Source organism: Pseudomonas sp. (assembly GCF_037994325.1).
Lineage (GTDB): Bacteria > Pseudomonadota > Gammaproteobacteria > Pseudomonadales > Pseudomonadaceae > Aquipseudomonas.
This window is the reverse complement of the sequence record NZ_JBBNAH010000152.1, coordinates 1-23,960: the sequence shown is the minus strand read 5'-3', so window position 1 is coordinate 23,960 and position 23,960 is coordinate 1. Positions and strand designations below refer to the sequence as shown.

The following is a 23,960-nucleotide window of genomic DNA, read 5'->3' as shown; positions in this document are numbered from 1 at the left end:
CGCCACCACCGACCTGAAATCCACCGAAGCCTTTGCCGCCATTCCGGTGAAAACCGTGGGCGACAGCCGCGTGTTGTTGAAAGACATCGCGCGGGTGGAAATGGGCGCCGAGAACTACGACTCCATCAGCTCGTTTGACGGCATTCCCTCGGTGTATATCGGCATCAAGGCCACCCCCAGCGCTAACCCGCTGGAAGTGATCAAACACGTACGCGCCGCCATGCCCGAGCTGGAAGCGCAACTGCCGCCCAACTTGAAAGTGTCGATTGCCTACGACGCCACCCTGTTTATCCAGGCCTCCATCGACGAAGTGGTGAAGACCCTGTTCGAAGCGGTGCTGATCGTAGTCGTGGTGGTGTTCCTGTTCCTCGGCGCGTTCCGCTCGGTGCTGATTCCGGTCATCACCATTCCGCTGTCGATGATTGGCGTGATGTTCTTTATGCAACTGATGGGTTACTCCATCAACTTGCTCACCCTGCTGGCTATGGTGCTTGCCATCGGCTTGGTGGTGGACGATGCCATCGTGGTGGTGGAGAACATCCACCGCCATATCGAAGAGGGCAAAACACCCTTCAACGCCGCCATTGATGGCGCCCGCGAAATCGCCGTGCCGGTGATTTCCATGACCATCACCCTGGCCGCCGTGTACGCCCCCATCGGCTTTCTCGATGGCCTGACCGGTGCGCTGTTTAAAGAGTTCGCCCTGACCTTGGCCGGCGCGGTGATTATTTCCGGCATCGTCGCCCTGACCCTGTCGCCGATGATGTGCTCCAAGCTCTTGCGCCATGAAGAAAACCCCAGCGGTTTGGCGCACAAGCTCGACAGCATTTTCGACAGCCTGAAAGTGCGCTACCAGCGCGTGCTGCACGGCACGTTGAACACCCGGCCGGTGGTGATTTTTGTCGCCATTGTGGTGCTGTGCCTGATCCCGATCATGCTGAAAATGATCAAGAGCGAGCTGGCCCCCGATGAGGACCAGGGCATCGTGTTTATGATGGCCACCGCACCGCAGCCGACCAACCTGAACTACCTGAACGCCTACACCCAGCAATTCCCGAAGATTTTTAAAGAGTTCCCGGAGTACTACTCCTCGTTCCAGATCAACGGTTTTAACGGTGTGCAGTCGGGTATCGGCGGCTTCCTGCTCAAGCCATGGGACGAGCGCAAGCGCACACAAATGGAGTTGCTCCATGAAGTGCAAGGCAAGCTCGGCGAAATTCCTGGGCTGCAGATTTTCGGCTTTAACCTGCCCTCCTTGCCGGGCACCGGTGAAGGCCTGCCGTTCCAGTTTGTGGTCAACACGCCCAACGACTATGAGTCGCTGCTACAGGTGACCGAGAAGATCAAAGAGCGCGTGCAGAAGTCCGGCAAGTTCGCCTTCCTCGATGTAGACCTGGCCTTCGATAAGCCGGAAATCGTCGTCGATATCGACCGCGCCAAAGCCGCGCTGATGGGCGTGAACATGGAAGACCTCGGCGTCACCCTGTCGACCCTGCTGGGTGAAGGCGAGATCAACCGTTTCACCATCGACGGCCGCAGCTACAAGGTAATTGCCCAGGTCGAGCGCGCCTACCGCGACAATCCGGGCTGGTTGAACAACTACTACGTGAAGAACGGCGCTGGCGAGATGGTGCCGCTGTCGACCTTGATCAGCGTGCACGACCGCGCCCGTCCGACTCAACTCAACCAGTTCCAACAGCTGAACTCGGCGATTATTCAGGGCTTCCCGATTGTCAGCATGGGTGAAGCAATCGACACGGTACGGCAGATCGCTCAGGAAGAAGCACCTCGCGGCTTTGCCTTCGACTTTGCCGGTGCCTCGCGCCAATACGTGCAAGAAGGCAGCGCGCTGTACGTGACCTTTGCCCTGGCCTTGGCGCTGATCTTCCTGGTGCTGGCGGCGCAGTTTGAAAGCTTCCGCGACCCGCTGGTGATTATGGTCACGGTGCCGCTGTCGATTTGCGGCGCCTTGATTCCGCTGTTCCTCGGCTACTCGAGCATGAACATCTACACCCAGGTGGGCTTGGTGACGCTGATCGGCTTGATCACCAAACACGGCATTCTGATCGTCGAATTCGCCAACCAATTGCGCCGCGAACAGGGCCTGTCCCGTCGTGCCGCCATTGAAGAAGCGGCGGCGATTCGCCTGCGCCCGGTATTGATGACCACCGCAGCCATGGTGTTCGGCATGGTGCCGTTGATTTTCGCTACCGGTGCCGGCGCGGTCAGCCGTTTCGACATTGGCTTGGTGATCGCCACCGGGATGTCGGTGGGCACCCTGTTCACCCTGTTTGTGCTGCCATGCGTGTACAGCTTGCTGGCCAAGCCGGATGCGAAAACCGACGCCGAGCCGGTGGTGATCAAGGACAACGGCCCAACCCATCCGCTGGTTTCCTAAGCCTCACCACTGCCCCGAAAGCCCCGCACCTGCGGGGCTTTTTTTGTACGATTGAGCCCTGCCATTTTCGACGCGCACAAGAACAAGGAAGCCTCCATGCCCAACACCGTTCTGATCACCGGCTGCTCCAGCGGCATTGGCCGCGCTCTGGCAGATGCCTTTCAGGCCGCCGGTTACCGCGTATGGGCGACCGCCCGCAAAGCGCCCGACCTCGCCGCGCTCAGCGCCGCTGGCTTCAACGCCGTGGAACTGGACGTCAACGACAGCGCCGCAGTCGCGCAACTGGCCGAGCGCTTGAGCGCGGAAATCGGTGGCCTGGATGTGTTGATCAACAACGCCGGCTATGGGGCCATGGGCCCGCTGCTGGATGGCGGGCGCGAGGCGTTGCTACGCCAATTCGACACCAACGTATTCGCCCTGCTCGAGGTGACACGCGCGCTGTTTCCCCTGCTGCGTCGCAGCCAGGGTGTGGTGGTGAATATTGGTAGCGTGTCGGGCGTGTTGGTTACGCCGTTTGCCGCTGCCTACTGCGCCTCGAAAGCGGCCGTGCATGCGCTCTGCAATGGGCTGCGCATGGAGCTGGCACCGTTTGGTATTCGGGTGGTGGAGGTGCAGCCGGGAGCGATTGCATCGAGCTTTGGCGCCAATGCCACGCGTGAGGCCGAGCAGTTGATTGGCGAGGAGTCGCCGTGGTGGCCGATTCGCGAAGGGATTCGCGCGCGGGCACGGGCCTCGCAAGATAATCCGACGCCGGCCAGTGAGGTGGCGCGCGATATTCTGGCTGCCGTACAGCGCGCCAAACCACCACGCCTGTTGCGCCTGGGCAATGGTGGGCGAGCCTTGCCGCTATTGGCGGCGTTGGTGCCGCAGGGGCTGTTGGAATGGGGCTTGAAGAAGAAGTTTGGGTTGGCGGGGCGGTTGTAGCGCCACACTGTTTTTGTAGGCTGTGCTGTGCGCACCCTTGCGGTCTATCGGGCGACCATTGTTTTTCTGCATTACGCGCGTGCTGAGCGATTTGCGCGGGGCTTTTGTAGGGTGCGCTGTGCGCACCTTGCGGTTTATCAGGCGGCTGTATTTTTCTGCAAAGAAGATCACCACACCCACAACAAAACCCACTCACGGATAACTAAACTTCTTCACCATCGTCAGCTCCCCAGTAGCTCGCATCGGCACAATAAAGGACTCCTGCTTTTCATTGGCCGTACCTTCTTGAGTGATCACCGTAACCTGTGCGGTGGTCAAAATCTGCGCAGGGGTTTCGGCGCCCTCCTCGTCTTCGCTGGAGCCACCGCCAAAGTAGTTCACATATACCAGGTACTCGCCGGCCAGCGGTGTTGGCGAGGCAAACATTTCCGGGCCAAAGCCGGTGGTGACGTCAACATCCAGCGCGCCACCATTGGCAGCCGAGCGGTCGCCGTACCAGATATGCGCGCCATCCGGCGTGACCACATGCAAGTCGAGGTCGGTGTTGTCGCTGTCCCACGACAGCACCACGCGCAGCTTGGCCGCCGTTTCGCCGCTGCCGCGGTTGTAGAACTGCACGCGGTGTTTGGCGGTGCCATCGGCGTTGCGCACTTCCACACTGTTGCTGCCGGAGGGGAACACAAACGGCCGGTCAAAGCTGCCGTCTTCTTGTACCTTCAACGGCATGCTGATGCCATTGACGATCAAGCGTGCTGGCTTGCCCGCATCTTTCGGCGTCGACTTAATCTGCCCGGCAATTCGCGCCGTATTGGCTTGGTCGACGGCGCTGTTTACTGAAGAGGCCGGGTAATTCACTTCCTGCATAAAGTGCGCGCCCTCGTCCGAGCCTTTGCGCCAGCCGCCAACCGGCGTGTCGATTTGCACGCCATCGGTGGCATAGGCCGCGGCAAAAGGTAGGCAGGCGAGGAACAGGGCGATTTCGGTCAGGCGTACACGCATGGGGCTATTCCAGAAGTAGGTGGCGGGCGAGGCCTTCGATATAGGTTTCATCCTGGCCGTTGGGGTGAGCGGCAAAGGCCAGGTGCAGGTATTCGTGGGTCAGGTCGAGGCGGTCCTGTAGCGAATACAGACCGCGGACAAAAATGCGTTGGCGCTCACGGTCGACATGGGGTTTGCCGCCGCTCAATTGGCAGACGGCAAAGTCACCCGTTTCGACGTAACCGGGTTCGCGTTGCAGCCGTTCACGCCAGCCTGGTTGCTGTTTTTTCAACCAGGCCTCGGCGTTGCCTAGGGCCTGGCAGGCAGCGATAGGTTGGTCCCAGCGGCTGAGGCTGGCGCGGGGAAAAGCGCGGGCAAGAATGGCGTCGTAGCGCAGCCCTTGGCCCGCTTGCTCGACGGCGCCCTGCCAAGCCAAACGATCGGGCCCGGCTTTGTCGGTGTGGTAGTTCACCGGACTGCCGGCCAACACCAGGTCACTGGTCCAGGCCGCAATCTGTCGCGCGCCCTCGGTGGCCGGGCGCGGTGCCACACGCTGGCTGGCGCTGCTGTCGGCAATCGCCAAGCATTCGCCGCTGCGGGTGGCGCTTTGCAGCAGGTAGGTGCGGATGGTCACAGCCAAGGCTTTTGCGGCTTCGGCAGGCTGCGCCGAGGCTTCGCGATCAAGTACCCGCGCAACATATTCCTCGCGACTAAGCCGTGCGGTGAGTTGACCGTCGGCGCCAAGAAACAGCTCGCCGTTGCTCTGAATCGGCAGGCGATTGCCATTGGCGAACTCAACCTGAAAGTCGCCACGCAACGCCCCTGCCGCCATCAGCGGCCCGCCTTTCTGGCGCACCTGGCGCACCGGGTAACGGGCAAACAATTGCACCACCACGCACTGGCCAGCGTCTTGGGCATCTGGCGTGGGCAGCGCGCTGCCGAGGGCTTCGGCGTAGTCCTTGAGAATACGTTGGCTGGTGCCTGTACCACCGGCCCAAACTGGCGTGCCGTCAACCAACCAGCCGGCGAAACCACCTTGGCGCGCCTGCGCATCATGGTCAGCCAACCAGCTCCAGGTTTTTACCCGCAACCGGCCACCCAGGGTGCCCAAGGTCACGCCATCGGGTGCATGCAGCGTCACATCGAGCAGCACTCGCCGGGCTTGTTCCTGCGCTGGCAAGCGGCTGAGCTGTTGCAGCAGTTCGGCCACTGGCACGCGCTGCTGCGGTTGCAACGTGGCCAACTCGCTCAGCCACAACGGTGCTTGGCGTTGCTGCCAATAGTGCTGCCAGTCACCGGCGTTCAGTTGCAGGTTGGCGGGGGAAAAGTACAGGCCGCAGGACTGGGTCAGCGCCTGGTCCCGTTCGATGCGCTCAGCGGCTTTGCAGCAGTAAACCTCGTCGCGGTCCTGACCTTTGCAGGTGTAGCCGGTTTCAGGTTTGTCGGTATCGACCAAGTAGGCGTAAACAAACAACTTCCACAGGCTGCCCAAGGGCGCGCTGAGTTCGGCTGGCAAGGGGCCGCGACTCAGCACTTGCTGGTGATTGAGCTGTAGCAGTTGTGTCGCCGGCGGCGCACCAATGGCCAGTTGCAGCGGTGCCTCCCCGGCTCTAACGAGCAGGGGTAGCAGCGCAATGCACAACAGGCCCAGGCGCACGGTTTACTCGACCTTGAGGTGGCCGTAACTCGGTTCGCTTTCCAGCGCTTGTTCCTGCGGGGCGTACATCCGCACATAGCGCGCCGGTGGCAGGGAGAATTCGCCTTTTTGCGAGAAGCGCACCAGGTGGCGTACGGTAAGGCCGCCTTGCAGGCTGTCGACCGGTACGGCGTACAGCAGTTGGCCTTGTTCGTGCCGGGCTTTTTCCAGCGGCGCGGCTTCTTCCGAGTCCAGGCCGCTAACTTGAATGCCCCAGGTGGTGCGTTCCACATCAGCGCCCGGTGGCAGCGGCACTTCCAGCAGGCCGTAGCGCAGGGCGCGGGCGTCTTCGCTGCTGAGGTTCACCTCGTCCAGGTACAGGTCGTCGCCAGAGATGGCTTCGCCTTCGCCGACTTCTTTGACGCTGAATTCAAAGGCGGTATCGCCCGGCACCAAACGCAGCAGACGCCGGCTCAGACTAACCGGCAATACGCCCGGTTTGCCTTGGGCGCTGCGGTAGCTAAGGGCGATATTCAGCGGTTCAGTCACCGAGGCCGGCAGATCAAGGTTTGTCGGCACGCCTTTACCGGTCCAGTTCCACTGCGTTTCGCCACTTGGGCGCTGCTCAGCCGTCCAACCTTCGCCTGGTTTCAGTTCGCTAGGCGCGGTTTTTTGCAGGCTGGCAGCTTGCAGCCAGGTCAGCGCCAGAGCGCGCTCCAGGGTGGATTGTTCAGGCGCCAAACGTTGCAGCAGCGCCTTGGCTTGCACCTGATTGGCGCCCGTCAGTTTCAGCTTGAGGCTGGAAACAAACGGATGTTCGCTGGCGTCGACCACGTCCTGGGCTTGGCTCAGTTGCGCGCTGAATGCAGCCGGTTGGCTAACCTTGCTTTGCTTGGCCAGCTCGGCAGTCAGTACACGAGCAACGGCAAGGCCCAGCTTGGAGTTAGGCGCGGCGAGAATCAGGCTGGTTTGACCGTCATCGCTTGGCGTCTCGTCGGCGGCAGCCGGCTGTACGCTGGCGACATCCGTACGCGCGGCGCTTTCAGCAGCGGGCTCAGCTTCGGTAGCGGCATCAACCTTGGCCGCCACTTCGGCATCGGCTTTGGCTTGGGCGTCATGGTTGGCCAGATCGGTCATCAGGCCTTCCACCAGGGTATTGACCGGCAGTTGCATATCTTTGGCAAAGGCCAGAATCAACGCCCGTTGCAGAAGGGGCGTGGTGGCCGCTTGCTTGGCGTAGATATCCATCACCCGCTGCCAGTGATCGGCCGGCAAGCTCAGTTCCAAGGCCTGGCTGGCGTACCAGTCGGCGTAGTAGGCGTACGCGGTGAGGAAGGCATCTGGCTCACTGCCCTCGCCCCACCAGGTGAACAAAGCCTCGGGGCCGGCCATTTGCACCAGGCGCAGACGGCTGTTTTGCATGATCAAACGCAGGCGGTCGGTGACGCGCTTCTCCACTCGACCGCCGTCTGCGTTGCCCAGCTCAGCTTTGCTTAGCAGCGGATAGGCCAGGCTCAATGGCAGCAGGCGGCTAGCGGTTTGCTCCACGCAACCGTAGGGGTATTCCAGCAAGTCATCGAGGTTGCTGTTAAACAGCGCTTGCGCGCTATCGTCCAAGCGCAGGCTGATATCGCTGGCATCTGCTGGTAGTTGCAGGGCGTTGGCGCCCGCGTTCGCCGCTACGCGCTGGGTTTGCAGGTCTTGCCAGCCTTTGCCGGTGGTACGCAGTTTTACGCTCAAGGCGTCCACGGGTTTGCCATCGAGCAGCAGTTCGGCGGTCCAGTCACCACTGGCTACCGGCACTTTCGGCAACGGCAGGTAGTTGATGCCTTTTTCCAGGTCGATGGCGGTGCGTTTTTCCTGGCCGTTGAACTGGCTGACCAGCTCGGCCTTGGTGGCTTTGTCGCCTTGGTTAAAGACGAATACGCCCATGGCCGGTTGGTCGTCGGCGCGGAATTGCGTCGGGCCGCTCCATTTCAGGTACAGCGGTTTTTCCGAGCGGATAAATTGCTTCTTCTGCCCCACGGTGCCGGCCTCGCTAACGGCGCGGGCGGTGATACGCCAGCGGGTCAGGGAGTCGGGCATGCGGAAGGTCAGTTTGGCGTGGCCATCGGCGTCGGTCACCAGATCCGGCTGCCAGGCGGCGGTGTCGACTTCTTCGCGGCGCGGGCGCTCCAGCACTTTGACGCTGCGGTCGCTGCGGTTGGCTTTGCCGGGTGCGGTGGGCGAACCCGGCAGGGCCACGTCGTAGCTAATAAACGACAGACTGGCGCTGGTGCGCACGTTGTTGCGGCGCGGGTGGTAGAAGAACTGGTCGATGGTCGGGGCAATTTCCGGCTGCAACGCGTAGATCATTTCATCCACCACGCTCACCGTCAGGCGCGTACCCACTGGTTTGCCAGCAAACTGGGTGCTGAGGTCAATGGTGACCAATTCGCCCGGCTGGTACTGCTCTTTGTCGGCGCTGATGGCGATGTCGATCTGCGGCGCCGCCACTTTGATGCCGGCGTTCTGGAAGCTGTAATCGCCGCCTTTGGTGTACAGCGCGGAGAAGGTCAGGTTTGGTGAGAACTGCTCGGTTACCGGAATACGCGCGCGGTATTGGGTGTCGCTGAGTTTTTCCAGTTTCAGCCAGTCACCGCCCTTGGACAGCAGCGCGGTGGCCTCCACCGAATCACGCTCCAGGGTCAGCAGGGCATCGCCTACCGGCTCGGGGAAGGTGATCAGGGCCAGGGCTTCGTCGCCGGCTTTGTACTCTTGTTTGTCGAGCACGATTTCAATGGTGCCGGCTACCGCTTTAACGCCCTCGCCGCTGACCGAATGGCCGGTGGCACCCAGGATCAAGCCGTGGTCGTCTTTGATGGTGATGCTGTAGGAGCCGGGGCGATCAAAGCTCAGGTCAAAACCGGTGGCATCGTCGGCCAGGCTGCCGTCTTCTTTGCTCTGGTCTTCCAGACGCACCCACTCGTAATGCGCAGGTTTGTGGCTTTCTTTTTTCTGCCCGGCCGCGGTTTCGCTGGCGTAGCTGAAATGCACTTTCTCTTTGGCCGCGCTAAAGCGTTGCGGCGCGCTCAGGCGATAACGGGCGGCACCACGTTCGATAAGGATTTCTTTGCTGGTTTTAACCCGGTACGCGGCGCCATCGCTGGCAAACACGGTGAGCAGGTAACGGCTGGGCTTATCGGCTGCCGGCAGTTTCAGCTCGGCACGGCCTTGGCTGTCGGTGGTCAGTTCGGTGGTGGCGAGTTCCACCGGGAATTGGCCGAGGTACTGCAGTTCGTTGTCGATCATCGACAGCTGCTGGGCACGCAGGGTCAGTTGCACTTTGGCGTCTTTAACCGGCTTGCCGTCGGGGTAAACCAGCACCAGATTACCCTTCACTTCTTCGCCGGTGCGGAAGTCTGGTTTGGCCAGATCCAAGGCAATTTCAAAGTGCGGTTTGATGTAGTCGGCAACCCGGAAGGCGCTGCTGTATTGCTGGTCGCGGTAGGCGAAACGCAGCTCGTAACCACCGGCCACAGCGTTGTCTGGCAACTGGAAGCGGCCTTGGCTGCCGGCCTTGCTGTCCATGCTCAGGTCGAGGGTTTGCAGGGCGGTGCCGTTGGCATCCAGTACGCTGAGTTTGACCGGGGCGCTGGTGGGGGCCACCGAGTCACGGGCGTTTTTAAATTCACGGCCGAGGATTTTGACTTCCACCCAATCGCCTGGGCGATACAGCGGGCGGTCGGTAAAGGCATAGAGCTTGGTGTCGTAGATTTCGCTGTCGTAGTAGAAGTTCTCGGAGACAAATACACCACCTTCACTGTCTTCACCCAGCACATAGGAACGCTCGGGGCTGGCGTGTTTCAGGCGCAACAAGCCTTGGGCATCGGTGTTGCCGCTGCTCAAAACGCCCAGGCCATCGCTCCACAGCACTTTGGCCTCTGGCACAACGTTGCCTTCATGTTTGCGCGCGGTCCATACCAACAACTCGTCGCCAGCAATCTTGCTCACCGCCACGGTGTTGGAGACAAACACCATGGTGGTGGCGCGGTATTTACCCACCAACGCTTCGACCAGATAGAGCCCCGGTTTCAGCTTGCCCAGCGGCACATAAACGTTGCCTGGGTTAACCGTAACGAAGTCGCTCGACGAACCGGCCAGCTCCACACCTTTGGGCGGCTGAATGGCTTTGGCGTCCCACAGCGGATAGCGGAACTGCGCCACCAGCGGCAGGCCTTTCATAGGGGCAAATTGTGGCGCGTTTTCGTACTGGGTCGGGGTGGCAATCGCCGTGCCCATCTTCAGTTCCGGCGCTTCCTCGGTGACGTTTTTACGCGACTCATACGAGAACGCGCGCTGCATGACCCGGCGGGATTTGCGGTACCAGTTGTCCCACAGGTACGACAGGGTATTGGACAACCCTTCGCCCTTAAACTGACCTTCGGCGACCACGCGGTGCAGGTTCTTCTGACGCTTGAGGAATTCCAGCGGCTGGTCGATGCGGTACACGCGCATATCCACGCCGCCGTAGGCTTCCATGCTGTAACGACGGTAATCGCGGCCGGGCGCTTCAAGGCGCACCTGGGCCACTTCGTCGGTAGCAAAACTGCTATCGGCCAACAGAAAGAACGACTCGCCAGCCAACGGCGTGTAGCCGCTGGAATTAACGCTGTCTTCGGCGTGCAGGCTGGTCAGCGGCAGCAACACGCTGGCCATTAGGGCCAAGCCCAGAGTACGGACTTTCATCGGGTTAAAAACTGCAAACGATAGATGCCGATAAAGTTCGGATTGGATTCGTCGGGTATCCATCGGGTGTCCTTCCATTTCATGAGTTGTTGCACGCTGACCGAACGCATGCCGTTATCGGTCGGCGTGGTGGTGCCTGTGTGGTAAGCGATTTCGCGGCCCATCCAAATCATCAGATGCTGCTCATCGCCCTGATCGAAAAAAATCAGATCACCCGGGCGCGCCTGGTTGAGGTCGCGGCCGAGAAATTGGCTGTTGTACTGGATCAACTTGATGGCGTTGACGTAGGGCCCGACCTTGCCGTTGCCCTGCTGCCATTGCTGCGCCAGGCTGCGCTGTTCGTCCTGCACTTGCAGTTCGGGCGGCAGGTAGCGGTTGCTCAGGCCATTGGCGCGCAGCCACTTGGCGTCATGCACTTTCAAGGCTTCGTTGGCGGCAAAGCGCACCAGGCCGGCACAGTCTTGCTGGTGCCAGCGTGGGCTGGGGCCTTGGCGCAGTTGTTCTTGGGCGATGCGTACAAACCAGGCGCGAAACACCTGGGATTGCTCAGCGCTTAACGGCGCTGCCGGGGCATTGGCGTAGCTGAACCCAGGCAACAATAAGCTGCCGAGCAGCACTGCCATACCAGCGCTCCGCCCCACCACCGCCGCAAACGGTCTCACAGTGCGCGCCACTCCAGCGGCAGCCATTGCCACTTGGAATCAGGTTTGCTGTCGGCCGGCAGGGTCAGGGCGTATTTGCTATGGCCAGCCAGCGCTTTGAGTTTGGGCATCAAGTGGGTTTGCGCGGCGTTGCGGAACACCGGCTCCATGTCGCTGGGCAGGGCGTCGAGGGTTTCCTGTTCGAGCAGGTTCGACAGCGTGTCAGGCGCCAGGTAAGCCGGCACTACGGCATCTTTGGGCAGCACGTCGGCCAGCGGCGGGAAGCGCTTGTTTAGCGCGTCCAGGCCTTTGTTAACCAGGCTGTCATCAATGGAAAACAGCAGGGTCGAGCCATGCCGGGCCAGGGTGATGCGGAAGAAACCATTGGTGGCGAACGCGTCTGGCACTTCGGCTTCGCTGGTGGGGTATTGACCGAAATTGGAGCTGACTTCGCGCTGCCATTTCTGCGTGCCGTCGGCATTGCTGGTGGTCACCGGGAAGATGCCGCCTTCAACGTTGGACTCCCACGCGCCAATCACCGAGCCGAACAGGTTGCCGAGGTTGGCGTCCAGGCTATCGCCGGCTTTGTCGTCCAGCTGGCCGATCAGCAGCGGGCTGTGCAGACGTGAGTTGGGGTACCAGCACAGGCCGGCAGCGCCGGTCAGGTGCTCGGCCAATTGCTTGGCCACGGCCGGTTCGGCGCCTACTTTGCCGAGCATTTTTTCATGCACAGCCGGGGCAACCGGCAAGGCCACGCAGGCGCTGGCGCCCATGGGCATGGCGCGCCAGATCGGGTTGAAGTCGAGGTTAGTGCGCTCGTCGCTCTCGTTGAGCGCCAAGTAGCTATGCCAGCCAGCGCCATCCATTTCAAAACGCAGGCCGGCGAAGCTGGGGATAAACCGCTGGTAACCCATGGCCACGTAATCGCTGCCCAGGGAGATGCGTTGCTTGAGCTCGCCGCGCTCTTTCAGGCCAAAGGCCTCGGCAAAGCTTTCGTCGCCATTAAGCATGGCTTCCACTGCTTCGGTGGCGCCTTTGCCGAGCTTGGCGCCGTCGTAGTCGCCGTCCAGCAGCATGCTTGGGTTGGAGAGCAGCACCAGCTTGTCGCCGTAGGTAGCAAACAGCAGCGCACGTTCGCCGTTATAGCGCAGGCGGTAGAGCGGCACGGCGTCACCATCGACGCGCAGCTCAGCCACTTGGCGCAGTTGGGTGTCATCAGTGGCGACGTGGGCCAGCGGCTCCAGCAAGCGCGCCAGGCCGCCACGGTCCATCAGCACCAGGAAGTTTTTCAGCTTGCCGTCAGCACCGCGCCATAGGGCGACCTGGGCCGGCTGGTCGAGCAGTTGTTCAAGCAAGGTGTCCTGCAACTGCAGGTCGTGCTCGTAGATGATGCGCCGCAAGCTGCCGGCGATGCCGAGGCGATCCGGGTTGGCTTCGTAGTAGAACACCAGGTCTTCGGTGAGGGTGTCGCGCAACAGCGGCACGGCCAGCAGGTCTTTGGGCAGGCGGCTTAGGGATTCGCTTTCAATCAGCACTTGCGGGTGTTGCAGGTCCAGTTGCAGCTCGCTGTTGTCAGCCAACTCGCGCGGCGGCTGCATATGGCTCTGCCACCAACCAAGCAAGCCGGCACCGGCGGCCAAGGGCACAGCAATCGCCAGGGCGATCAGCAGGCGACGCTTGCGGCCTGGCGCGCCAATGGCGGCGCCATCCTGGGTAGTGTTGGCTGCGCTGTTCTCACTCATGTATCCAAACCCCAATTCGTCCGTGCGACGGTGCTATTTAGTAGGTGCAGCACTAGATGCAGCCCTAGTAGGTGCAGCGCTAATAATTGAAAGACTTGATCAGTTGCAGATCGCCAATACCGCGCAACGGCACGATAAAGGTCTCGCGTTTTTCATTCGGCGTGTTTTCGTTGAACACCAGGCTGATTTGCGCGGTGATCACTTCGTTCTGGTTACTGCCTTCGGTGAAGTTGTAACCCTGACTATTGAGGTTGCCCCAGTAGTTGACGAACACCAGGTAACGGCCGTGCAGCGGCGCGGTCATGGTGAACATCTCCGGGCCTGGGCCGTCGACGCTGTCTACATCCAGCCCACCGCCGTTGCTCATGACTGGGTCGGCCCAAAAGGCATGTTGGCCATCCGGGGTGACGACATGCAGGTCGAGCTCGGCTTTGGGGTCATCCCAGCCGAGGACAATGCGCACCCGCGCCGGGGTTTTGTTGAAATTGGCTTCGTAAAACTGCACGCGCTTGAGCGACTGACCGTCGCCACTGACCACTTCCACGCTGTTGGAGCCGGCGCCAAAGTTGTACGGGCGCACAAACTTGCCCTGCTCATCGGTGTACAGCGGCAGTGGGTTGCCGTTGACCACCAGGCGATGGGGTTGGCGAGCGCCTTGCAGATTTTTCAGGGTGCCTTGGATCAGGCTGCGGCCGCGTTGGGCGCCGCGATCTATAGGGGGAGTTGGGTACGCCACACGTGCGTCGTCCGAGCGCTCCAGTAAACCGGAGTAACGCCAGCCAGCAGTCGGCCCTTGCAGCTCGACAGAGGGTTCAGCCATGGCAGGAGAAACCAGTAACGCCAGGCAGAGAGACAACAGGGGGCGCATGCATAATCCCTTGAACGCGCGAAAAGAGCGGCAAAGGTAAGCCTTGGCTCGCGGCCTGACAATGGCCTTGCGACACAATTTGTAAGAGTTACCAAATAGCGCACAGCCATTGCGAGCAGCGCCTTACATCCAGCCGCCCCATTGCAGGAAAACGATGCCGATATTGGTGGTAATGGCCGCTACCAGGGTGGTCATTACGATGATCGACGCGGCCAGCTCGTGATTACCATTGGCCGCCTTGGCCATAACAAAACTGGCCGCTGCGGTCGGGCTGGCAAAGTACAAAAACAGCACGCCCAGGTCGGCGCCACGAAAACCAAAAGCAAACGCGCCGGCAGTAGAAATGATCGGTAACCAGACCATCTTCATCAGGCTGGCGCTAACGGCCAGCGCCCCGCTCTTACGCAACGACGCCAGCGACAAGGTGCCGCCGATACAAATCAGCGCCAACGGCATGGTCAGTTGCGCCAGGTATTCCCCCGAGGTGATTAACCACGCCGGCAAGCCAATCTGCCAATAGGCAAAGGGAATGGCCGCCAGCACACCGATGATCAACGGGTTACAGATAATGCTTTTACTGATGCTCCACACATCGGACTTGGCGCTGGGGCTGTAAATCGCCAGCACGATGGCGGACAGGCTGTTGTAGGAGAGGATCACCACACCGGCAAGAATGCCGCCCAGCGACAAGCCGTAATCGCCATACAAACTGGTGGCCAGCGCTAAACCGATAATGCCGTTATTGCCGCGAAACGCGCCCTGGGTATAAACGCCGCGATCGGCCAATGGCACGCGCCAGATCGCCCAAGCCCAGGCCAGCAAAAAGCCAACCACGGTGGCCAACACGAAATAACCGAGCACTGCAGGCTGCAACGCCGTGCGCAGGTCGGCATGCAAAATGGCCAGAAACAGCATGACCGGCATGCTGACGTTAAACACCAGTGCCGAGGCGGTATTAATAAAGTTGCCGTCGATCAACGCCAAGCGCTTGAGGAAAACGCCAAGAAACAGCATGGCAAACACCGGCATGGTGATGCCGAAAGTGGCGGCGATAATCGCGAACATGGGGAGCAGAACCGAGCGGGCGTCGTTAGGAGGCTAATGATAAGCCAGGAAAGCAACCAGCGCGACTTGGGTTTTGTCGGTAATAGCCTGGCGATAGCCGCTGCAAGCGGCCTTTCGCCACAGCGCTTAGCGCGTGCCGCCTTGCGCCAGGCCAAACATAAGCAGCAGTAAGTCCTGATCCGGACGCACAGCAGACAGCTTGGCCTTAAGGTTTTTTGGCATCGAGCATTCCTGCTTTGCCAACTTCCCATCAACTTGGGAGGACAAAACCGCCGGCCCCGGCTCATGCCAAGCGGCTGCCGCCAGTGACGCCACACCCAATGCGCCGATGAGGAATATACCTCGTGCAATATCTAGCTTCATGTCACAACCCTTTGATAGCGCTGCCAAACGCTGTGGAATGACCATAGATAACATGCTGCCAGTCTGCATCGCTCCACGACGAATGGCGTCTTAGCTGACGCAAATCGTGACGAGCGGCTTGCTTACGGGTAAGACGTGGGCGGGATTTTTCCAGGTCAAGCACGCCAACCTCAAAGGTGGCCTGCTCGCCTTCGCCGTCCACACGAATAAATACGTGCTTGGAGTACAAGCAGTTGTGCTGCCAGCGCACGTTGTTCATCCGCGCGATCATCACGCCAACCGCCTCCATCACCTTTTGATGGAAAGCCTCGCCATGACGCTCGCGACCACCACTGGCTCGCCACTGGTCAATCTCGATAAAACCTTTGAAGTCTGCCGTGACCAACAACGCTCGCCAAATATTGTCAGCGTCTCGCGCGGCGCCGCAGTAAACCACTTGCGGCACGTTAACGCCGATACGTTTCAGGCGTGTTAAGGCGCGCAGCTCACGCAAAACGGTGGGGCGACCAAACGGATGCAACAAGCTGCGGTAGATATGGCCGACTTGACGCTTGGCATATAACAGCTCGCCGCTCTGGTTACGAATACGCTGTACACCACTGCAGCCGCCACGACGATTATTGGGTTCTTCCACCCATTCACCCTGTTGTTGCCACCATTGTTCAAAGAGGCCAGGTGTTGGCGAATGCAGCGCTAAGGTCATACGAGAGTCCTGTACGGAAGATATAAAGCAGCCACCTGAAGCAGATGACGATATCCCTATAAAAGCCTGGGAAGGCTCAGACATAGTCGAGAGAGTTGTTGTAAGACTCGACCGACACGGAATGTAACAGCCTTTGTCTGCACATTGGAGGCCAAGTTCCGAAATTTCCTGCCAAACGTCGCCTAATTCCCGACTTTACGCTGCAAGCCCTTTAGTTCGCGGGTTGCGCCAATAGCACTTTAAAACAGCAACCGCTCGGCTGCGCTGCACGCAGGCTGACCGCCCAGCCCTGACTCGCACAAATACGTTGCACCAATGACAAGCCCAGGCCCAAACCGTCGCCACGCTGGCTGTCGCCCCGCACAAACGGTTGGAACACCGCCTCACGCTGGTCTTCCGGAATACCCACGCCGGTGTCCTCAACCATAAAACCCTCGGCGATCAAGGTCAGGCTGATATGACCGCTGTCGGTGTAGTGCAGGGCATTGCGTAACAGGTTGCCCATCACCGTGCGCAGAAAGGTCGCATTAAATTCGCCAGGCATGACCGCCTCGACGTGGTAATGCAACGTCAGTCCTTTGCTCTCGATAGGCGTGCGCCACTGCTCGAGCAGTTCATAGGCGGCGCTTTCAATGCTTATGGTAGGAATCTGGCTGGCGTCAGTGTTTTGCGCCCGGGCCAGCAGGAAGAAGGTTTGCACCAGCGCGCGCATATCTTCACACGCGCGGGAAATACGCTGCACTTGAGCGCGGGCGCGGTTGTCGAGGTTGGGGTTTTCCAGCAGTAGCTCGCAGGAGCTGGCGAGCACCATTAGCGGCGTGCGCAATTCATGGCTGACGTCGCTGGTAAACAGCCGTTCGCGGGTCAGCGCATGGCGCAGCAGGCCCAGGGTGGTGTCGAAGGCGGCGGCTAACTGCCCCACCTCATCGGCGGCGTAATCCGGGGCCAAGGGTGGCGCCATTGCCAGCAGCTGATCGGGGTGACGCACCTGCCGCGACAGGCGCACTACCGGCTCAATCACTTTGCGGGCGAGGAATTGCCCAAGGAATACGGCCAAGGCCACACACAGCACAAAGCCGATCCACACCGTGGTGTAAAGCGTGCGCTCGCGCTCCTCAAATTCACTTTGGTCTTGTAGCAACACGTATTCCTGGCCAGCCACGATGCGCACAAAGACGTGGTAAGACAGGTCACCGCGAAACACCTCGTGGAAACCCGGCTCCATACCCTGCAAATAATCCGGCAAAGCAAAGTCGCCATGGCCGCCGCTGAAGTAAAACAACTGGTCGGGTTCGGGCTGATTGCGCCAGTCATCCATGCTGTCCATGTGCAGCAAGCGATCCAGATCGCCGCTGAGTACGCCGGAAATCAGCTTTTCCTCGAGCATATGCACAGCCACATAGATACCGGAGGCAAAGGCCGCCGCCACCAACGTGGTCATCAACACAAAAGCAATCACGATGCGCCGTGACAGGCTCTGCTTAAACTCCATCGACAACGTCCACCAATCGGTAGCCCACGCCATGGACCGTCTGCAGCAGCGGCTTATCGAACGGCTTGTCGATTACCTGGCGTAGCTGGTGAATATGGCTGCGCAAGCTGTCGCTGTCCGGGCAGTCATCGCCCCACAAGGTTTCTTCCAATACTTCGCGGCGCAGCACGTGGGGGCTTTTTTGCATCAGCGCTTGCAGCAGCTTGAGGCCGATGGGGTTGAGCTTTAGCGGTTTGCCGGCGCGATTGACTTGCAGGGTATCGAGGTCATAACGCAGGTCAGCAACCTGCAACTCGCGGCGCCCGCCGCCTTGACTGCGGCGCAGCACAGCCTCAATTCGGGCAGCCAGTTCGGATAACGCAAAGGGCTTAAGCAGATAGTCGTCGGCGCCGGAGCGGAAACCCTGGAGGCGGTCGTCAAGTTGGTCACGGGCGGTGAGCATGATCACTGGCGTATCGCGGCGGGCATCCTCGCGCAGGCGCTTACACAAGGTGTAGCCGTCCATACCGGGCATCATGATATCCAGCACGATCAGGTCGTAGTGCTCGGTGGCCGCCAAGTGCAAACCGGAAAGCCCGTCCTGCGCGCAGTCCACGCTATAGCCCTTCATGCCGAGGTAGTCGGCGAGGTTAGCGAGGATATCGCGGTTGTCTTCAACCAATAAAATGCGCATGGGTGCTCCTTGAGGCGGGCATAGCGGACGGCGGGCGACGCGGCGTCTGGGGCGCGACATTACCCGAACATTGCTTGATTGAAGCGGCTTTCACGTTTTTTTCACAGGTGTTTCACAGCCAGCTGACGACTAAACTCCGAGCATGCACGCTACCTTATTAGCGTCTGGACGCAGCATGTCATCGCACACCCGCTCGACTTTCTCGGCCCCATTGAACCTGCGCCTGGCGCTGGGCATTCCCCTGACCATTGCGGCACTGCTGCTATTAATAGAACCCACCCGCCTGGACTTTGCCCTGGCCAACCTTATGTACACGCCGGGGGTGGGGTTTGTTGGCAGACATAGCGCTTTTCTTGAAGACATCCTCCATGACCGCGCCAAGCAGGCGGTTATTATTTTTGGCGTGTTATCGATCGTAGGCTTTATCGGCAGCTTCTTTGTCCCCCGCCTAAAACCGTTGAAACGCGAACTGGGCTTTCTGGTTCTGGCCATGGGCTTATCCACTGCCTTCGTCACCCCGATGAAAGCGGTTACCGCCGTGCAATGCCCCTGGAGCCTCAGCCAATTCGGCGGCCAGGAAACCTACAGCCCGCTGCTCAGTCACCGCCCTGCCACCGACAAACCCGGCCGCTGCTGGCCAGGAGGCCATGCGGCCGCAGGCTTTACTCTGTTTGCCCTGTACTTCGTCTGGCGCGACCGCAGACCGCGTCTGGCCAAAGCCGGTTTTATATTCGCCCTGACCCTTGGCACCGTGTTCTCCATCAGCCGTATGCTGCAAGGCGCGCACTTTTTCTCCCACAACCTGTGGACGGCGGTGTTTTGTTGGTTGATTTGTTTGGGCTCGTATTACGCCGTGTTGTACCGGCCCGAGCGGGTCGCGCAACGTAACGCCATCGCCGCTCAGTAGGGTTAGGCAAACCTCGGCCTGGCTTTTGATTGCTGCCATTTCAACGCGGCAATGCCGACGCGCAGCGGATCGCCGAGCCATAAAAAAGCCCCGCACTAGGCGGGGCTCTTTTTATAGCGAGAACAGCACTTACATCATGCCGCCCATACCACCCATGCCACCCATGTCTGGCATACCGCCGCCAGCCGAAGGCTTGTCTTCCACGATTTCAGCAATCATGGCTTCGGTGGTGATCATCAAGCTGGCGATCGAGGCCGCGGCCTGCAGAGCAGAACGGGTCACTTTGGCCGGGTCGAGGATACCCATTTCGATCATGTCGCCGTATTCGCCGGTGGCAGCGTTGTAACCGAAGTTACCGGAACCCTGCTTAACCTTGTCGACGACTACGCTTGGCTCGTCGCCGGAGTTGGAAACGATCTGACGCAGCGGTGCTTCAACAGCACGACGCAGCAGCGCGATGCCGACGTCCTGATCGGCGTTGTCGCCTTTCAGTTCGCTGATTGCTTGCAGAGCGCGCACCAGTGCCACGCCACCGCCAGGTACCACGCCTTCTTCAACGGCTGCGCGGGTAGCGTGCAGGGCGTCTTCAACGCGGGCTTTCTTCTCTTTCATTTCCACTTCGGAACCGGCGCCAACCTTGATCACGGCAACACCGCCAGCCAGTTTGGCCAGACGCTCTTGCAGTTTTTCACGGTCGTAGTCGGACGAAGTGTCTTCAACTTGTTTGCGGATCTGCGCAACGCGGCCTTCGATATCAGCCTGAACGCCTGCACCGTCGATAACGGTGGTGTTTTCTTTGCTGAGGATCACGCGCTTGGCATTACCCAGGTGTTCCAGGGTAGCGCCTTCCAGGCTCAGACCGATTTCTTCGGAAATCACGGTACCGCCAGTCAGAACGGCGATGTCTTGCAGCATGGCCTTGCGACGGTCGCCGAAGCCTGGTGCTTTAACAGCAGCGACTTTAACGATGCCGCGCATGTTGTTCACAACCAGAGTCGCCAGGGCTTCGCCTTCAACGTCTTCCGCCACGATCAGCAGCGGACGGCCAGCTTTGGCAACAGCTTCCAGCACCGGCAGCATTTCGCGGATGTTGGAGATCTTTTTGTCGACCAACAGGATCAGCGGGCTGTCGAGCTCGGCAACCATGGTGTCTGGCTTGTTGATGAAGTACGGCGACAGGTAGCCACGGTCGAACTGCATGCCTTCAACAACCGACAGTTCGTTTTCCAGGCCCGAGCCTTCTTCAACGGTGATCACGCCTTCTTTGCCGACCTTTTCCATTGCCTGGGCAATGATGTCGCCGATGGAGCTGTCGGAGTTGGCGGAGATGGTGCCGACCTGAGCGATTGCCTTGGTGTCAGCGCATGGCTTGGACTGAGCTTTGAGCTGAGCAACGATGGCGATGGTCGCCTTGTCGATGCCGCGCTTGAGGTCCATTGGGTTCATGCCAGCAGCAACAGCTTTCAGGCCTTCGTTAACGATGGACTGAGCCAGAACGGTAGCAGTGGTAGTACCGTCACCGGCGTCATCGTTAGCACGGGAAGCAACGTCTTTAACCAGCTGCGCGCCCATGTTTTCGAAACGGTCTTTCAGTTCGATTTCTTTGGCAACGGAAACACCGTCTTTGGTGATGGTCGGAGCGCCGTAGCTCTTCTCGATGATCACGTTACGGCCTTTCGGGCCGAGAGTCGCTTTAACCGCGTCAGCCAGAACGTTTACACCAGCCAGCATTTTTTTACGGGCGGAGTCGCCGAATTTAACTTCTTTTGCAGCCATGATCGTTATTCCTCAAATCTGTTTCGGTAGCGGAATTCTTAGCGCAGAGCGCCGAGCGGAAAATCAGCCTTCAACAACGGCCAGGATTTCGTTCTCGCTCATAACCAGCAGATCTTCGCCATCAACCTTGATGGTGTTGCTGCCCGAGTAAGGGCCAAACACCACTTTGTCGCCGACTTTAACGGCCAGTGGGCGCACTTCACCGCTGTCCAGCAAACGGCCGGTACCTACAGCGAGGATTTCGCCACGGTTCGGCTTTTCAGCAGCCGAGCCTGGCAGAACGATGCCACCAGCGGTTTTGGTTTCTTCTTCGCTGCGACGGATTACGACGCGGTCGTGCAGAGGACGAAGCTTCATTGTCGATCTCTCCCAAGTAATGTGGTTAAAGCCGCCGGTTTTCTACCGGCTGGTTGATTGCTATCCGGCGTGGCCGGTCGTGCGCCGCAGGGCGGCAACACGGAATACTGACTGTCGGTAACGACAGAGACCTTGCGGTGACCACTACATAGGGGCGGGGAAAGGGATTACAAGGGCGGGGTTTAAAAATTTTTCCTACAGCCATTGCCGGTTATGGACGCTCAGGCGAGCGCCCATCGGCCCTGCGGGGTTATTGCGGGTCGCGGTGCTCGAACTCGCCTTCGATCACATTCGGGCGGTGGGCGCCGGAGCGCGCTTGCAGGTCGTCGGCAAAGGCGCGTTGACGCAAGGCTTGGTCAGCGGCGCGCTGGCGCAACTTGCCGACCAGCAAACGGCGGGTAAAGGGGAACAGGCACAGCAGGCCGAAAATATCGCTGATAAAGCCCGGCAACAGCAGCAAGCCACCGCCGACCGCAATCAACAGCCCTTCCAGCATTTCCTGTTCCGGCAATTCGCCGCGGGCCAAGCGCTCACGTGCACGCCAGGCAGTGGCAACACCGGCCACCCGCAGCAACACCGCGCCAAGCACGCCGCTGCCGATGATCAGCAGCAAGGTCGGCAATACGCCAATCACGCTGCCCACCGTGATCAGAACCGACAGTTCGATAAATGGAAACAGCAGCAACAAAAACAGAAAAGCACGCATCAATGGAATTCCTCAGTGCGACAGGCACGTCCTCAGCGCTTAGGTGGTGCTGACGCGCATTTAATTCAAGCAGAAGCTGGCGCAGCTTGCGGCCAAACCTCAGCGCGCGCCAGCACTACCAAGGCCTGGCGCACTTCCAAGGCAGTGTTACAGGATGTTGGAAAGGGCAGCCAATGCAGGCCTTGGCCAATGCGCAGGTGGAAGCCTTCGCTATCGATACCGGCCATCTGCGCCGGTGCATGGGTCGGCAAACCGGCCAGCTCAACGTAGTGGGCAATGGCGTTGGCGTGGTCGCTGTTCATATGCTCGACCATGCTCAACTCGCCCTCGCCAGCGAATGGGTTCGCCAAGGTCACCTGATCGACCCAGTGAATCGCCCCAAAACCACCGATAAAGCGTGAGCGCACCGGCTCCAACACCCAGAAGTCAAAGTCGTGGGCCTGGTGATAGCCCTGGGATTCAGGAAAGTAGCGGTAATAACGCTCGGCCGCCGCGGCGATCGCGGCGTCATCGGTAAGCTGACGCGCCTGCGCCAGCACGGTGAGACGGCCAACGGCCTGCACATCTTCGGCGCCACGCTCCCCCACCAGCAGCGAGCACTTGGGCTCAACGTGCAGGTTATGGGTGTGTTGCGCGATGCGGCTGATCAAAATCAGCGGGTGGCCTTGGGCGTCCAGACAGTAGGGCACCACCGAGCCGAAAGGGTAACCAGGCATGGCCTTGGACAAGGTGGAGAGCGCTCCACGGTATTCCTTGAGTAGCAATTCTCGGGCATGCTTGCCAGCTTTCACGCTCACCTTATGACTCCTCGTTGCAGATTCGTCTCGAAGACGGACAGGCGCCCAGCTTAACGGCTGCATGCGCCAACGGGGTAACAACAACACGTTTCGGGTGCGGGAAAACGCTCAAGCCCGGCCTTGCCATCTACTTATTAGGTGACAAGACCTGATGCGGCGGCCCTCGCCACTCGACCTTTGGGGATGTGGTTATGGAACTGAAAGACAAAGTCATCGTTATCACCGGCGGCGGTCAAGGCCTCGGCCGGGCCATGGGCGAATACCTGGCCGCGCGCGGTGCCAAGCTGGCGCTGGTCGACCTTAATCAGGAACGCCTGGACGAAACCGTGGCCGCCTGCAAAGCCGCTGGTGGCGACGCCCGCGCCTACCTGTGCAACGTCGCCAACGAAGAACAAGTGGTGCACACCGTGGCCCAGATTGCCGAAGACTTTGGCGCCATCAATGGCCTGGTCAACAACGCTGGCATCTTGCGCGACGGCCTGACCATCAAGGTCAAAGACGGCGAATTGACCAAGCTGAGCCTGGCGCAGTGGCAGTCGGTGATCGACGTTAACCTGACCGGCGTATTCCTGTGCACCCGTGAAGTGGCGGCGAAAATGATCGAGCTGAAAAACCAGGGCGCGATCATCAACATCTCTTCCATCTCCCGTGCCGGCAATATCGGCCAAGCCAACTACTCCGCTGCCAAGGCGGGCGTCGCGGCAGATACCGTGGTGTGGGCGAAAGAACTGGCGCGCTACGGCATTCGTGTTGCTGGCGTTGCGCCGGGCTTTATTGAGACCGAAATGGTCGCCAGCATGAAACCTGAAGCCCTGGAAAAAATGACCTCGGGCATTCCGCTCAAGCGTCTGGGCCAACCGAAAGAGATTGCCCACTCGGTGGCTTATATCCTCGAGAACGACTACTACACCGGTCGCATCCTCGAACTGGATGGCGGTCTGCGCCTGTAATCGCAGCCCCAATAAAAAGCCCCGCCATGTGCGGGGCTTTTTGCTTTTTCTCTGTTGCAGGGTGTGCGGTGCGCGCCAAGCAATATCGGGGAAATCGCTGGTGCGCGCAGCACACCCTACGGGGTGAAAGCCGCAAGCTCTCGCTTACCAGCCCACACCGAAGCCCACGCTATAGCGGGTTTCGTCCAGCTCGCCTTCTTTAGCGCCGCTAACGATGTTCTTTTCCGCCTTCAAATTAAGCGAAGCCCAGTCGGTG

At 59.9% G+C, this 23,960-nt stretch carries 19 protein-coding genes and 1 pseudogene; 4 read left to right on the top strand and 16 right to left on the bottom strand.

Annotation, left to right across the window (positions count from 1 at the left end):
* Both AAAB16_RS05170 and AAAB16_RS05165 read left to right on the top strand, forming a co-directional pair.
* Positions 1-2,398: MexW/MexI family multidrug efflux RND transporter permease subunit (locus tag AAAB16_RS05170; RefSeq protein WP_340662381.1), on the top strand; the 2,398-nt coding region annotated here is incomplete at its 5' end.
* Between the two features lie 96 nt (positions 2,399-2,494).
* Positions 2,495-3,322, top strand: a complete 828-nt coding sequence (locus AAAB16_RS05165) for an SDR family oxidoreductase (RefSeq protein ID WP_340662380.1) — start codon at positions 2,495-2,497, stop codon at positions 3,320-3,322.
* Between the two features lie 192 nt (positions 3,323-3,514).
* Here AAAB16_RS05165 and AAAB16_RS05160 read toward each other — a convergent pair whose 3' ends face one another.
* The 11 genes from AAAB16_RS05160 to AAAB16_RS05110 form a co-directional block, all read right to left on the bottom strand.
* The gene (locus AAAB16_RS05160; protein ID WP_340662379.1) at positions 3,515-4,321 is read right to left on the bottom strand and encodes a DUF2135 domain-containing protein; all 807 of its coding nucleotides are present in this window, start codon (positions 4,319-4,321) and stop codon (positions 3,515-3,517) included.
* A 4-nt stretch (positions 4,322-4,325) separates the two neighbouring features.
* A complete protein-coding gene (locus AAAB16_RS05155) occupies positions 4,326-5,957 on the bottom strand; it encodes a DUF2300 domain-containing protein (protein WP_340662378.1) in 1,632 nt (543 codons plus the stop codon).
* Positions 5,958-5,960: 3 nt separating this feature from the next.
* The gene (locus tag AAAB16_RS05150; protein WP_340662377.1) at positions 5,961-10,664 is read right to left on the bottom strand and encodes an alpha-2-macroglobulin; all 4,704 of its coding nucleotides are present in this window, start codon (positions 10,662-10,664) and stop codon (positions 5,961-5,963) included.
* The gene (locus AAAB16_RS05145; RefSeq protein WP_340662376.1) at positions 10,661-11,287 is read right to left on the bottom strand and encodes a DUF1175 family protein; all 627 of its coding nucleotides are present in this window, start codon (positions 11,285-11,287) and stop codon (positions 10,661-10,663) included. The genes AAAB16_RS05150 and AAAB16_RS05145 overlap by 4 nt, the downstream gene beginning before the upstream one ends.
* 35 nt (positions 11,288-11,322) lie before the next feature.
* Complete coding sequence (locus tag AAAB16_RS05140; protein WP_340662375.1) at positions 11,323-13,047, bottom strand: DUF2138 domain-containing protein; 1,725 nt, start codon at positions 13,045-13,047, stop codon at positions 11,323-11,325.
* Between the two features lie 79 nt (positions 13,048-13,126).
* Complete coding sequence (locus tag AAAB16_RS05135) at positions 13,127-13,915, bottom strand: DUF2135 domain-containing protein (protein WP_340662374.1); 789 nt, start codon at positions 13,913-13,915, stop codon at positions 13,127-13,129.
* 123 nt (positions 13,916-14,038) lie between these two features.
* On the bottom strand, positions 14,039-14,980 hold the full coding sequence (locus tag AAAB16_RS05130; RefSeq protein WP_340662373.1) for an AEC family transporter: 942 nt from the start codon (positions 14,978-14,980) through the stop codon (positions 14,039-14,041).
* Positions 14,981-15,106: 126 nt separating this feature from the next.
* Positions 15,107-15,343, bottom strand: a complete 237-nt coding sequence (locus AAAB16_RS05125) for a hypothetical protein (protein WP_340662372.1) — start codon at positions 15,341-15,343, stop codon at positions 15,107-15,109.
* A gap of 1 nt (position 15,344) precedes the next feature.
* Complete coding sequence (locus AAAB16_RS05120; RefSeq protein ID WP_340662371.1) at positions 15,345-16,046, bottom strand: lipopolysaccharide kinase InaA family protein; 702 nt, start codon at positions 16,044-16,046, stop codon at positions 15,345-15,347.
* 211 nt (positions 16,047-16,257) lie between these two features.
* Positions 16,258-17,538, bottom strand: a complete 1,281-nt coding sequence (locus AAAB16_RS05115) for a HAMP domain-containing sensor histidine kinase (protein WP_340662370.1) — start codon at positions 17,536-17,538, stop codon at positions 16,258-16,260.
* On the bottom strand, positions 17,528-18,211 hold the full coding sequence (locus AAAB16_RS05110; protein WP_340662369.1) for a response regulator transcription factor: 684 nt from the start codon (positions 18,209-18,211) through the stop codon (positions 17,528-17,530). The genes AAAB16_RS05115 and AAAB16_RS05110 overlap by 11 nt, the downstream gene beginning before the upstream one ends.
* 175 nt (positions 18,212-18,386) lie before the next feature.
* Between AAAB16_RS05110 and AAAB16_RS05105 the strand changes: the two genes are divergently transcribed.
* Positions 18,387-19,118, top strand: a complete 732-nt coding sequence (locus AAAB16_RS05105; protein ID WP_340662368.1) for a phosphatase PAP2 family protein — start codon at positions 18,387-18,389, stop codon at positions 19,116-19,118.
* Positions 19,119-19,247: 129 nt separating this feature from the next.
* On the opposite strand, the gene groL is transcribed toward AAAB16_RS05105, so the two are convergent.
* From groL to AAAB16_RS05085, 4 genes are all read right to left on the bottom strand, one after another.
* Complete coding sequence (gene groL, locus AAAB16_RS05100; RefSeq protein WP_110616816.1) at positions 19,248-20,894, bottom strand: chaperonin GroEL; 1,647 nt, start codon at positions 20,892-20,894, stop codon at positions 19,248-19,250.
* A gap of 63 nt (positions 20,895-20,957) precedes the next feature.
* Complete coding sequence (locus AAAB16_RS05095; RefSeq protein ID WP_110616817.1) at positions 20,958-21,251, bottom strand: co-chaperone GroES; 294 nt, start codon at positions 21,249-21,251, stop codon at positions 20,958-20,960.
* A gap of 250 nt (positions 21,252-21,501) precedes the next feature.
* The gene (locus AAAB16_RS05090) at positions 21,502-21,957 is read right to left on the bottom strand and encodes an FxsA family protein (protein WP_340662367.1); all 456 of its coding nucleotides are present in this window, start codon (positions 21,955-21,957) and stop codon (positions 21,502-21,504) included.
* A 65-nt stretch (positions 21,958-22,022) separates the two neighbouring features.
* Positions 22,023-22,754 carry a HugZ family protein gene (locus AAAB16_RS05085; RefSeq protein WP_340662366.1) on the bottom strand — a complete coding sequence of 244 codons (732 nt, stop codon included), beginning with the start codon at positions 22,752-22,754 and terminating at the stop codon, positions 22,023-22,025.
* Between the two features lie 191 nt (positions 22,755-22,945).
* Between AAAB16_RS05085 and AAAB16_RS05080 the strand changes: the two genes are divergently transcribed.
* On the top strand, positions 22,946-23,704 hold the full coding sequence (locus AAAB16_RS05080; RefSeq protein ID WP_340662365.1) for an SDR family oxidoreductase: 759 nt from the start codon (positions 22,946-22,948) through the stop codon (positions 23,702-23,704).
* 144 nt (positions 23,705-23,848) lie between these two features.
* On the opposite strand, the pseudogene AAAB16_RS05075 reads toward AAAB16_RS05080, so the two are convergent.
* A pseudogene (locus tag AAAB16_RS05075) lies at positions 23,849-23,960 on the bottom strand (DUF481 domain-containing protein); the annotation flags it as partial.

Coding starts and splice junctions, on each gene's coding strand:
- AAAB16_RS05110 (WP_340662369.1), bottom strand. CDS start 18,211: ATGCGCATTTTATTGGTTGAAGACAACCGCGATATCCTCGCTAACCTC.
- AAAB16_RS05125 (WP_340662372.1), bottom strand. CDS start 15,343: ATGAAGCTAGATATTGCACGAGGTATATTCCTCATCGGCGCATTGGGT.
- AAAB16_RS05095 (WP_110616817.1), bottom strand. CDS start 21,251: ATGAAGCTTCGTCCTCTGCACGACCGCGTCGTAATCCGTCGCAGCGAA.
- AAAB16_RS05120 (WP_340662371.1), bottom strand. CDS start 16,046: ATGACCTTAGCGCTGCATTCGCCAACACCTGGCCTCTTTGAACAATGG.
- groL (WP_110616816.1), bottom strand. CDS start 20,894: ATGGCTGCAAAAGAAGTTAAATTCGGCGACTCCGCCCGTAAAAAAATG.
- AAAB16_RS05105 (WP_340662368.1), top strand. CDS start 18,387: ATGTCATCGCACACCCGCTCGACTTTCTCGGCCCCATTGAACCTGCGC.
- AAAB16_RS05160 (WP_340662379.1), bottom strand. CDS start 4,321: ATGCGTGTACGCCTGACCGAAATCGCCCTGTTCCTCGCCTGCCTACCT.
- AAAB16_RS05145 (WP_340662376.1), bottom strand. CDS start 11,287: ATGGCAGTGCTGCTCGGCAGCTTATTGTTGCCTGGGTTCAGCTACGCC.
- AAAB16_RS05130 (WP_340662373.1), bottom strand. CDS start 14,980: ATGTTCGCGATTATCGCCGCCACTTTCGGCATCACCATGCCGGTGTTT.
- AAAB16_RS05165 (WP_340662380.1), top strand. CDS start 2,495: ATGCCCAACACCGTTCTGATCACCGGCTGCTCCAGCGGCATTGGCCGC.
- AAAB16_RS05135 (WP_340662374.1), bottom strand. CDS start 13,915: ATGCGCCCCCTGTTGTCTCTCTGCCTGGCGTTACTGGTTTCTCCTGCC.
- AAAB16_RS05080 (WP_340662365.1), top strand. CDS start 22,946: ATGGAACTGAAAGACAAAGTCATCGTTATCACCGGCGGCGGTCAAGGC.
- AAAB16_RS05090 (WP_340662367.1), bottom strand. CDS start 21,957: ATGCGTGCTTTTCTGTTTTTGTTGCTGCTGTTTCCATTTATCGAACTG.
- AAAB16_RS05140 (WP_340662375.1), bottom strand. CDS start 13,047: ATGAGTGAGAACAGCGCAGCCAACACTACCCAGGATGGCGCCGCCATT.
- AAAB16_RS05150 (WP_340662377.1), bottom strand. CDS start 10,664: ATGAAAGTCCGTACTCTGGGCTTGGCCCTAATGGCCAGCGTGTTGCTG.
- AAAB16_RS05115 (WP_340662370.1), bottom strand. CDS start 17,538: ATGGAGTTTAAGCAGAGCCTGTCACGGCGCATCGTGATTGCTTTTGTG.